The organism is Nocardia sp. NPDC052112, assembly GCF_040680135.1.
Taxonomy (GTDB): domain Bacteria; phylum Actinomycetota; class Actinomycetes; order Mycobacteriales; family Mycobacteriaceae; genus Nocardia.
Map to the genome: position 1 here is coordinate 34,682 of NZ_JBFAWD010000046.1, position 11,326 is coordinate 46,007.

The 11,326-nt window shown below is 65.1% G+C and carries 6 protein-coding genes and 1 pseudogene; 6 read left to right on the forward strand and 1 reads right to left on the reverse strand.

From position 1 onward, the window contains the following. The first annotated feature begins 1 nt into the window (after window position 1). From AB0L58_RS41845 to AB0L58_RS41865, 5 genes are all read left to right on the forward strand, one after another. Window positions 2-355 (forward strand): helix-turn-helix transcriptional regulator, encoded by a 354-nt coding sequence (locus AB0L58_RS41845; RefSeq protein ID WP_364396905.1) that lies wholly within the window; start codon window positions 2-4, stop codon window positions 353-355. A gap of 80 nt (window positions 356-435) precedes the next feature. After that, window positions 436-1,491 (forward strand): hypothetical protein, encoded by a 1,056-nt coding sequence (locus AB0L58_RS41850; RefSeq protein WP_364396908.1) that lies wholly within the window; start codon window positions 436-438, stop codon window positions 1,489-1,491. A gap of 10 nt (window positions 1,492-1,501) precedes the next feature. Beyond that, entirely contained in the window at window positions 1,502-2,200 is a 699-nt protein-coding gene (locus AB0L58_RS41855; RefSeq protein WP_364396911.1) for a hypothetical protein, read from the forward strand. A gap of 157 nt (window positions 2,201-2,357) precedes the next feature. Beyond that, window positions 2,358-7,256 carry an NAD-glutamate dehydrogenase gene (locus AB0L58_RS41860; RefSeq protein WP_364396914.1) on the forward strand — a complete coding sequence of 1,633 codons (4,899 nt, stop codon included), beginning with the start codon at window positions 2,358-2,360 and terminating at the stop codon, window positions 7,254-7,256. Window positions 7,257-7,784: 528 nt separating this feature from the next. Then, on the forward strand, window positions 7,785-8,030 hold the full coding sequence (locus AB0L58_RS41865; protein WP_364396917.1) for a Smr/MutS family protein: 246 nt from the start codon (window positions 7,785-7,787) through the stop codon (window positions 8,028-8,030). Window positions 8,031-8,333: 303 nt separating this feature from the next. On the opposite strand, the pseudogene AB0L58_RS41870 reads toward AB0L58_RS41865, so the two are convergent. After that, window positions 8,334-8,522: pseudogene (locus AB0L58_RS41870) on the reverse strand (lycopene cyclase family protein); the annotation flags it as partial. A gap of 911 nt (window positions 8,523-9,433) precedes the next feature. Between AB0L58_RS41870 and AB0L58_RS41875 the strand changes: the two are divergent. Next, a complete protein-coding gene (locus AB0L58_RS41875; protein WP_364396919.1) occupies window positions 9,434-10,747 on the forward strand; it encodes an immunity 49 family protein in 1,314 nt (437 codons plus the stop codon). The last annotated feature ends 579 nt before the right edge of the window (window positions 10,748-11,326 follow it).

Consider the following 11,326-nt stretch of genomic DNA (forward strand, 5'->3'; position numbering starts at 1 on the left):
AGTGTCTATCAGCGTGGTTGTGGACTCCCAGCCGAATGACGGCGAATTTGTACAGGAGGATAGCGGGGAGGCACTGACACCGAGACAGGCCGCGGTAGCGATCTTCTCGAGTCGGCTGTCGGAATTGATCGCGGAATCGGTGGTATCGACCGAGGACGGGTCGACGCGGTCGCTGACGCTCTATTCGCTTGCTCAGCACTTGGAGCAGGCCTACCCGGATGTCCCGGTCTCGCAGTCGGGTCTGTACCGGCTTATCCATGGGGACGCGGTGCCCCGGCTCGATTTGATCATCGCCTTGGCGCGGGTATTCGACGTGCCGCCGGAGCATTTCGTCACCGAGCAGAAGAAGCGCTGACTGCGGCGTCGGCCAGGTGTTCCCTCCAGCGGGAATAGCACCGCGCCGCGCCGCGAGCCGGTCTGGATACGATCCGAAACATGCCTGCCGAGGACCAGGGAGATGTCATTCTCCGCCATCGAGGCGCGGTCCTGGATGCGCTGCTATCGGATCCGTCGTTCGGCGAGACCGATCCGGACACCGGAGCGGTGCTGAGCGGCCCGCTCGTCGGTGGTCCCGAGTTCGATGACTTCGATGACCCGCTGTCGGATGCCGCGGTGGCCGCTGCTTCGACCACCGGGATCGGGCCCGCGGGACCGTCGCGTCGGTCCTCCGATGGACCGAAGGCCAGTGAGCGGATCATCGCGCTGCTGAACGGACAGCCACCGGATCCCGCACCGGCAATGGACTTCTCGGCGGACTACTCTGATGTCTCGGCGAAGCAACCGCCGCCCGAGGAACCGGTACGGTCCGCGTCCGGGCCGTCGAAGACGCGCGGGCCCGAAGCCGCGGAGCGGGTCGCCGATGCGGCGAAGAAGCTCAAGAATCCCAAGGTCGCACTGGCGGTCTGCGCGGTGTTGGCCGTTCTGCTCATCCTCGCGCTGATTACCACCGGCGGGAAGGATGAGACGCACCAGGTGGATCGGATCGCGGTCATCACCCCGTCGGCGACCGCGGCGGCACCGACCTCGAAACCGGAAGCGTCGACAGCTCCTTCGGGAACGATCACCCCGAAATCTGCGACCGCCCACTGCCCGCCGGGCAGTACGCCGGGCATGGACGCCTTCGGCGACCAGCAGGGCAAGGCCTGGTCGTGCGTGCGCGCGTACAAGTTCGACGGGCAAGTGCTCAATATCGATCTCGGAAAGACCTATCAGATCGATTCGATCGGCATCATCCCCGGCTGGGACAGTGTCGGCACCGACGGTGTGGACCAGTGGTCGAAATACCGAACCGCCAGCCGGGTTTCGTATCTGTTCGACGATCCGAACAAGACGACCTATACCCAGCAGACCCTGGATCAGCGCACATTGGTCGTCACCAAGTTCGAGGTTCCCGTGCAGGCGTCCAAGATCGTATTGACGATTCAGGAATCGAAGGGCGATCCAACGATCAATACGACCGCGATCTCCTCCATCGTGATCACCGGACACTGAGGCCGCTGTCATGTCGGTAGCCGAGTTGGTCTGCGAGTACTGCTCACACCGCAATATCGGAAATCCGGCACAGTGTGGGCATTGCGGTGCCCCGCTGTCCGCGGTCCATCGATTATCGGGCCTGACCGGACACGCGGAGCAGGCGGTCGCAGGTGCCGCGGTGGCGACCGAGCGTGTCGCAGCCGGCGCGGAGCACGCGGTGGTCGGCGCGGGAAAGGTGGCTGCCGAACACCATCCGCGCTGGCAGTGGGTTTCCGCGATCGGGGCCGTCGTGGCGACGGTTCTCGGCCTCAGCTTCGCGGTGGTCCGTTCATGTTCGACGCCGCTGGCCGCGATGCCCGACATGGGTGTCGATCAGGCGCTGCCCGCGCAATTGCGTGCGGCCACCTCCTGTCAGCAGGTCGATTCCACGACCGAGAACTGCGTCATCAAGGCGGCCGATCCGCTGCTCGCGGGCGGAATCGCCGGTGGCAAGGATTTGACCCTCACGGTGGCATTGGATCCGCCGGCACGCCGTGCCGATACCGTGCGCAACTGGCGGACCGCCGGCGGAACCGTGGTGGCCGACGGAGCCGTCTTCGTCGCGATCACTCCGACGGCAACCCTGCGGTACGCGAATACCCTTGTCGGGCTTCGGGTCGAGACGGGTGCCTTCAGCGGGCGTGCGGCGGCGCAGACCTTCATGGCGCGATCCGGTCTAACGCCGTAGCCGACTGGCTTCCGGCCGGTTGGCGTGCTTGACCAGTGCTGATCTCTTTCAAGAATTTGTTACGCAATTAACGTGCCGCTATACAACGGCACATCAAAGCATGTAATGTATGGGAACCGTACGGTTACGGGCTCAGATCTCGGGAAGGCACGAGTCGATGGTGGCAACCACCCAGCAGACGATTTCATTCAAACGGTTCCGCGACGATCCGACCGATTTGGAGGCGGCCTACTTCCGATGGATCCAGCCGGGCGCCACGGCGCCGACGATCACCGATCGGGCCGAACAGATCTTCCGACACCACTTGGAACTGGCCGCGATCCGGCTGCCGGGTGCGGCGATCACCCGGGTATACCGCCCCGATGACGGCAGCGGGCTCGGCGCGGCCATCCAGATCGTCAATGACGATATGCCGCTGCTGGTCGATTCGGTGACCACCGCGCTGCGCCGCCTCGGCGCCGCGGTGACCGAGGTCGTCCATCCGGTCTTCGATATCGCGCGGGACCGGCGCGGTCGGCTGCGGGCCATCGCTCCAAAGGAGCCCGATACCGTACCGGCGAACGGGAGCCAGACCGTCACCGAATCGTGGATCCATGTGCAGCTGGCTCCGAGCGTCGGTGCCGCACTGCTGGACCGGATCGATCGGGAGCTGCCCGCGCTGCTGCGCGTGCTGCGCAAGGTCGTCGACGATACGCCGGGCATGGCGAACGCGATGGTCGCGCTGGCGGGTCGGCTCGACCATATCGCGCAGCGCTCCGACGATCCGGAGGTGCCCGAATGCGCGAAGTTGTTGCGCTGGTTGGCCGACGGGCATTTCACGGTGCTCGGCTACGGGTACTACCGCAGCGGCCGGACCGATGCCGGTAACGAACCACAACAGGTGCCGGGCACCGGCCTCGGCGTGCTCTGGAACGGCTCGAACGTCGATCTCGATGTCCCCGTACTCGGCAACACCCGACCGGTGCTGCGGCTGTCCAACGGATCGGTGGATTCGCTGATCCCGGGATCGGGTGAGCTCTACTTCGTCAGCGTCGCCGATTACGGTAGTGGCGGTGCCGGTGTCGGCCCGGTGCAGGGCGAGCACGTCTTCGTCGGCACCTTCACGGTGACCGGTCTGCACGAGAACATTCTCGATATCCCGGTCATCACCCGCCGTGTGCATCAGGTCATCGAATGGGCGGGCTTCGAACTGAATTCGTTCTCCGGGCAGGCGATGCTGGAGATGATGCAGTCCTTCCCGCGGGTGGAGCTGTTCTCCACCGATGCGCGGCGACTGTTCGAAACCGTCTCCGCGGTCATGAATTTGGGGCTGCGCAGGCAGGTTCGACTGTTCATCCGGCGCGACGGGCGCAGCGGTGCGGTCTACTGCCTGGTCTACCTGCCCCGCGATCGGTACTCGACCGAGGTCCGGTTGCGCATGGAGGAGATCCTGCGCGCGGAATTCGACGGCGAGCAGGTCGCGTACTCGGCGCGGGCGAGCGAATCCGAGTTGGCCGTGGTGTATTTCACGGTGCATCGCGGTCCGGACGCGGAGCCGGCCGACATCTCCGAATCCAATCGCGAGCGCATCCAGGAGCTGCTCTTCGCGAGCACGCGGAGTTGGGCCGACCGCTTGGTCGCGGCCGCGACCGGTGTGCCCGCAGTCTCGTCGAAGGTCGCCAATGCCTACGCGAGCGCTTTTCCGGTCGGCTACCAGCAGGAGTACGAGCCGGAGCGGGCCCTGGTCGATCTGCAGCGGCTGGACCGTCTCGCCGACAGTGCCATCGATACAAATCTGTATCGGAATGCTGAATCGCCGTCGGGGGAGTGGCGTTTCACGCTTTATGTCGCGGGCGAGGGCGTCTCGCTGAGCCGGGTGCTTCCGGTGCTGCAAAGTCTCGGGGTAGAGGTGGTCGACGAACGGCCGCACCGGATCACCCTGCCCGACGATACCCACAAGTGGATCTACGATTTCGGGCTGCGCGTCCCGGCGGCGCTGCTGCGGACCGCGGTCGATGCCGATCTCGAAGCCGATCTCGCCCGGACGGCCGACGAGCCGTCGGCCGAAGGCGGTGTGCGGCACAATTTTCCGGAAGCCTTCGCGGCCATGTGGAACGGCAGCGCCGAAGTCGACGCGCTGAACGAACTGGTGTTGCGCGCCGGACTGCAGTGGCGGCAGATCTCGATACTGCGGGCCTACGGAAAGTATCTGCAACAGGCCGGATTCGCCTACACGCTGGGCAATATCGCCCGCGTGCTGCTGGCACAGCCGACCATGGCCCGGTTGTTCACCGAATTGTTCGACGCGTACTTCGATCCCGAGGGTGTCGGCGCGGTGGCATCGGCGCGGGCCGTGGGCATCGCCGAACGGCTGCAGGCCGAGATCGACGCGGTCGTGAGCCTCGACGCCGACCGCATCCTGCGCGCCGTACTCGGCCTGATCACCGCGACGCTGCGCACCAACTACTATCGCCGCGACGGTGACGGCAACGGGCCGGAGTACCTTTCGTTCAAATTCGATCCGCATGCCATCGCCGAATTGCCCCGACCGAGGCCGCAATTCGAGATCTTCGTGTATTCGCCGCGGGTCGAGGGTGTGCATCTGCGCTTCGGTCCGGTGGCACGTGGCGGGTTGCGCTGGTCGGACCGTTTGGAGGACTTCCGCACCGAGATCCTGGGCTTGGTGAAGGCGCAGGCGGTCAAGAACGCGGTCATCGTGCCGGTCGGCGCCAAGGGCGGATTCGTGGTGAAGCAGCCGCCGACGGCGACCGGCGATCCGACGGCGGATCGGCAGGCGCAGTTGACCGAGGGCATCGCTTGCTACCGCACCTTCATCTCCGGACTGCTGGATGTGACCGATAACGTCGACCACGCCTCCGGCGAGGTGCTGCCACCGGAGCGGGTGGTACGTCGCGACAGCGACGACACCTACCTGGTGGTCGCCGCCGACAAGGGCACCGCGACCTTCTCCGATATCGCCAACGATGTTGCGCGCCAGTATGGTTTCTGGCTCGGTGACGCCTTCGCCTCGGGTGGTTCGGTGGGCTACGACCACAAGGCGATGGGCATTACCGCCAAGGGTGCCTGGGAGAGCGTCAAACGGCATTTCGCCGAGATGGATATCGACACGCAGACAACCGATTTCGCTGTCGCCGGGGTCGGCGATATGAGCGGTGACGTCTTCGGCAACGGCATGTTGCTGTCCGAGCACATCCGATTGGTCGCGGCCTTCGATCACCGGCACATCTTCCTGGATCCGAATCCCGATGCGGCGACTTCGTTCCGGGAGCGGCAGCGGATGTTCGCACTGCCGCGCTCGTCTTGGGCGGACTACGACAAGTCGCTGATCAGCGCGGGCGGCGGTGTCTACGATCGGTCCGCCAAGGCCGTTCCGGTCAGCCCGGAAGTGCGCGCGGCACTGGACTTGGATCCGAGCGTGACCACTATTTCCCCGCCGGAGATGATCAGGGCGATTCTGCTCGCACCGGTCGACCTGTTCTGGAACGGCGGTATCGGCACCTACATCAAGGCATCCACCGAGACCAATGCCGATGCCGGTGACAAGTCCAACGATGCGGTGCGTGTCGATGCGAACCAGCTGCGCGCCAAGGTGATCGGCGAGGGCGGCAACCTCGGTGCCACCGCGCTCGGCCGTGTCGAATACTGCGCCAACGGCGGCCGGATGAATACCGACGCCTTGGACAATTCGGCGGGTGTCGACTGCTCGGACCACGAGGTCAATATCAAGGTGCTGCTGGACGCGGTCATCTCCGGCGGCGAGCTCGCCGCTGCCGACCGCACCCAGCTGCTCGCCGCGATGACCGACGAGGTCTCCGAACTCGTGTTGCGCGACAATATTTCGCAGAACTTCCGGATGGGACTCTCGCGCGCGCAGGCGGTGCCGATGTCGGGTGTCCATCGCCGTTTGATCGCCGACCTCGAGCTCCGGCGCGGGGTCGATCGGCGGCTCGAGGCACTGCCCTCGGATGCCGAGCTGACCAGGCGAGCCGCGGCCGGGCGCGGGCTCACCTCGCCGGAACTGGCGAATCTGCTTGCCCACGTGAAGCTTTCGCTCAAGGACGACCTGCTGTCCGGGGATCTGCCGGACAATCCGGCGTTCGAGTCGGTGCTGTTGTCGTACTTCCCCGGGCCGCTGCGCGAACGGTTCGGCGACGCGATCAAGAAGCATCCGTTGCGCCGCCAGATCGTGGCCACCATGGTGGTCAACGATGTGGTGGACCATGGTGGCATCACTTACGCGTTCCGCCTGGCAGAGGAGGCGGGCGCGAGTACCGACGACGCGGTGCGCGCCTTCACCGTCGCGACGGAGATCTTCGATCTGCACACGCTCTGGCAGCGCATTCGGACCACGCCGATGCCGACGGCGGCGCGTGACGAACTCGAGCGGGAGACCAGGCGCACCCTCGATCGGGTATCCCGCTGGTTGCTGACCAGTCGCCCGCAACCGATCGCCATCGGCGCCGATATCGCCCGCTACCGAGACGGCGTGCGCAAACTCGCCGGACATATGCAGCCTGCCCGGCTCCCCGCGGCCCACGCCGAGGATCTGGCCGCGCATGCGCGGTCGGTCGTCGAGCGGGGTGCACCGGCGGACTTGGCGCAGGAGGTGTTCCGCCTGATCCACATGTTCCCGTTGCTGGACATTGTCGATGTGGCCGATATCGCCGAGCGGGATGCGCTGGAGGTCGCGGAGCTCTATTACGCGCTCGACGATCACTTCCAGATCGAGCGGCTGCTGACCGCGGTGAGCAACCTCGAGCGCGACGACCGGTGGCGCACGCTGGCTCGGCTCGCGGTCCGCGACGATCTCTACGATTCGCTGCGTTCGCTGACCCTGGACGTGCTGACCGCATCCGAACCGGATGAGAGCACCGCGGACAAGATCGCCGAATGGGAGTCGGTCAACCGCCCCCGCCTGGCGCGTGCGGGCGCGTCACTCGGTGAGATCTTCGCCGCGGGCACCCATGACCTCGCAACGCTTTCGGTGGCCGCCCGCCAGGTCCGCAGCATGGTCAGTAGCGGGGAATCCGCTGCGGCAGCCCCTGTTTCGAGCTAGCCGATATCGGCCCCGCGGTCTCGGTAGACATCCGAGATCGCGGTGCCATCGGCGAACAACGCCCCGTCGTTCCAGCGAACATCGGGATCCACACCTCCGCAGTGGATCCCGATGTTCGCAGGGACGACGGGGATTTCTTTGTTGCGTGAGCGCCGAGTCACTGTGGCACCATCGACCATGCCGGACTGGGGCGGCGCGCCGCTGCATGAACGTTCGCCGAGCGGCTCTGATCGGAGACCGTCCGCCAGTGGGTTGTCGACCAGTTGTCTCGGTGGCCTTCGAGCTGGCCCCACTTTGCCGGTGGCGTGCCTGACGTGTGGGATAGCTCGTGATGGGGTTCACAGGCGCGACAGGCGTCGACTGTCCGGCATCGCGGAGCAGCCGGGAGGCCATTGCGAGCTGTGGTGCGGCGTCCACTCTGAGGCAAATTCGATTGCGGCCGAAGAACTTTCGTGTAAGAGCCCTTGGCAAGATCCGAGGTCGTGCCTAGGCTGACTGCACGCATATACAACATTGGAGGGGCAGCCTGTGCTCAGTTTGGATCTGCATCCGATCTTTCGCAACAACCGCGATATCGATCTCGCCATGCGACAGTTCCTCATCAGGGCGGCGCGGTCCGGAACGCCCGTCGCCGCGATCATCCCCGGTAAGGGCTCGGGGCAGCTCCAAAGCCGTGTCCTCGCTTTCCTCGATCAGAAGCACATCAAGAAGCTGTACGTGCGAAGGGAGTCCGATCCGGACAACACCGGGCGCGTCCTTGTGTACTTCGCGTGAGAGCGGGCTGGCGTAACCCGCACTGCCTGATCGCCACCGGTTCGATGCCGGCACCGCCACTTAGGCCGATCCGAATGCGGTCGAATCCCTCGAATACGGCGGCGTCCCGCTTCTCTTGTCGCGAATCCACGTGCGTCCGGGACAAATCGCAGGACTAGAACTTGCAACGTCATGTGGCTGTGTTTTCGCGCTGCCAGGTGGCGCCGTTGACGAGGGCGCTGCGGTCGCCGGGTGGCAGCTTTGGGTGTGGGGGATGGCTTCGGCTATCGAAGTCATGGCCGAGGGCGACACCGCGCGATCGATGGCAATCGCACTGGGCGGCAGCCACTCCGGCAACTCATCAACCCAGCAGGCATAGGTTGGCGACCACAACCGCTGCGGGCGCGGATCTATCGCTGTGACAAAGAGCCCGGCCCGCATTGCGCGACGTGCCAGCGCGCGACCCGTCGGGCCAAGTCCAACCACACAAAGATCTATCTCCAAGCCCACCAGGAAGTGTGCACAGATCGATGCGGTATCTCACTGCTGGAAACTGCCCATCGCTGGGAGGCGTGCCACCCCAAGCCCGTCGACCCGACCGGCACCACCCAGCCGTCAGCATTCACCAACAACACGCCTTGTGCTATGCGGCATCCTCCGCTTGGCCGATACCTGACCTCGCACGCCGATACCACCTGTCACGTAACCGTCGTCGTTTGCTCGGTCCGTGTTTCACCGGAGCCGGAACTTCCGCCGTTGGCGGGGACTGGGCGTGAAGTAGGGGCAGTCGCTGACTGACCACGGCCGCGGCTGGTCGCGCTGGCGTGGTTCGGTCCTTGTCGACCACGGGGCAGGCTCGACGGCAGTGCCGAGGTAATCGGTTGGCGCGGGTCCGGTTCGGATGTGGTCGAAGGATCGAACGACACGCCCGCCCGCATCGTTGGCCCGCTCGGCGCGGGGCTCGCTGACGGTTGCTGTCGCCGATAGCGCACTTTCGAACAGCACGTTGGATTGGGCATAGTCGCGGAGGATGACGGGCGCGAGGCTGCGGTGGTGAAGCATGGCATCGCCGCCACAACGGGGTGCTGCGCGAATCAGGCAGCGCTCGTGAAGCGGGCCTCTTCGTTGCGCCGTTAAGGCTTTCGGTGGCTGGGACCGCCCTGGGTGCGCTGGCTTCAATAATCATGGATGGGTGAGCTGGGTGGTCGCCACCGGTGATGTCCATCTTTCTGCTTCGCCGTCGAAGACGCCGAACGGGATCACCTCGGCGGTCTCGGACTTCGCTTTGTGTTGCGGCGCAGCCTGTTCCCCTTCTGCTCTGGGCGGCGGCCAGAACGGTTCACTCCACGATATGGGGGAGTCGCATTCTCAATGCTGGGAGCGATCGACTCGGTGTCCATTCACCACGCCGATACCGTGGCTGAGTGAACGGGGTGCGTAGTGCGATCGAGGCGAATGTTCAGCTCGTTGTAGAACGGTTCGAGCCTGGCAGCGGTTTCGGGCTGAACCGGGCCTCTCTCCAATTGTTAGAGGACTCACTCGAACAATTGCGTGCGATTCCTGGCTATGACCCCACCCCTGCCGAGTTCGAGCAGTTGGTAGCGCTCGTTGGTTCGTTTCTGGGAGCCTGCATCCTCGCCGAGGCTGAGGGAGACTGGGTCGTCCATGACGGCCAGCCTGGCGTGCTGCTACCGGACGGCAAGCTGGTGTTCCCGTTCAACAAGGCACGCAAAGCAGTCAGTGACGGTGTCGACGGCGGTGAATCGATCGTCGGCTTTCACCGGGTAGTGGTCGAGGTGTTGGCCGCCGGCAAGGATCAGCCGGATTCCAGCATTTCTCACCTTCCGCGCCACGACTACCCGGCAGATAATGTGGCTGAGGGGTTGGCCGTGCTCGAGAAGTCCGTCAGTGGGGTCCTCGCTGAATTGGGGGAGCCGAACGACACCACTCGGGCCACAGCTCTCAGCACGACCCTGGCCTTGGCGCACAAGCGGTGCGCCGTGGACCCGGAGGCGGTGAAGTTCGAGACGTGGGAAGCGTGGGTCACGGCGATGCAGACTGGTTTCGCACTGTTCGCCGCGGCCACCGCCGCCGAGGGCCGCAGCGTCACGGTGCGGATCGGAGAGCAGGCAGTAGCCTTACCGGCAATCGGGCCAGAATTCTGTGCAAACGCGGGAGATTGGGTTGCCTCGTTCTATCTCGCGTTGATCTGCCGGGAGCGCGAGCGGCTAGAGATGTTGGCCCGGGTGCCTATTTCCCTGCTGCGTGACTCGGTCCGTGGGTCGGATGCGGTGGTTCTCGAGTGCGCCTATTCCTGGGTGGCGGCCCTGCAGAGTTTCTGGCTCGGTCAGCCGGACGTGGACGACAAGCTGGCCGCCGCGCTCGTCGACACCGACCCACAGACAGCGCGGATCGACGGCCCCGACCAGGGCGCAGCTCAGTTCATCGACAAAGACCTGCTGTTGAAGATCCTGTATCCGCCGCTCAATCTTCTGTATCTCTATCTGCATCAGGACCACCAGGAATTCAACACGGCGCTGGCCGAAGCGCTGCAGTGGCACAGGGAGTACTGGACTGCGACTGAGGACCGGGCCATGAACGTTTCGGGTCTGGTCGCCCTCGGCCCGCTCGCCATCGCCTGCCTCGCCCACGACGCCGGCTTCCCCATCGACATCGAATCCGAGTACCTGCCCACCGCGCTCCTGAAGTACGTGTGGGCCGGTGAGATCGATACCTGAACATCGGCGAACACGTAGACCACCACAGTTCGACCTCTTGATAAAGACGGAACTTCGACCGCGAGATGGCACATCAAGGGGCGGAGGTTCCACGCGTCGATCGGCGAACGCCCCGGCGTGAGTCCCAGCGCCGCGGCGAGTGCGGCCAGGAACGCTGCCGGCGCCGGCTCCACGGTTCGGACATCCACTCGAACGGCGGCCGCCTCGGCCGCCTCGGCGATCTCGGCCCATACCCGCAACAGCGCCGTCTTTCCGACACCGCCCCGCTCCGTGGACGAAAAGGACTGAGAACAACGGACTTTCGGTGGTCAGTGCGGCCCGGAAGAGCGCTGTCTCGGCGGTCCGGCCGACGAACCGCTGCCTGCGAGCCTCCTGTAGCCGGTGGGCGATTCTGGGCATCTTTCCCAGGCTACCGAGGTGTTCACACTGAGCAGGAAGTGATCTGGTGACGGCGCTCGCCGAAGTTCCCCACCTGTGCTCGCCGAAATTCCCCACCCGTGAGCGGTGTCGATTATAGGGGTTCGCGGTTTCCGGTGGTGGCTCGGCGGAGGTTGTCGGCGGTGGCTTGGTGGTCGCGGA

Excerpts from the sequence above, each read along its gene's own strand:
- AB0L58_RS41850 (WP_364396908.1), top strand. The coding sequence starts at position 436 with ATGCCTGCCGAGGACCAGGGAGATGTCATTCTCCGCCATCGAGGCGCG.
- AB0L58_RS41855 (WP_364396911.1), top strand. The coding sequence starts at position 1,502 with ATGTCGGTAGCCGAGTTGGTCTGCGAGTACTGCTCACACCGCAATATC.
- AB0L58_RS41860 (WP_364396914.1), top strand. The coding sequence starts at position 2,358 with ATGGTGGCAACCACCCAGCAGACGATTTCATTCAAACGGTTCCGCGAC.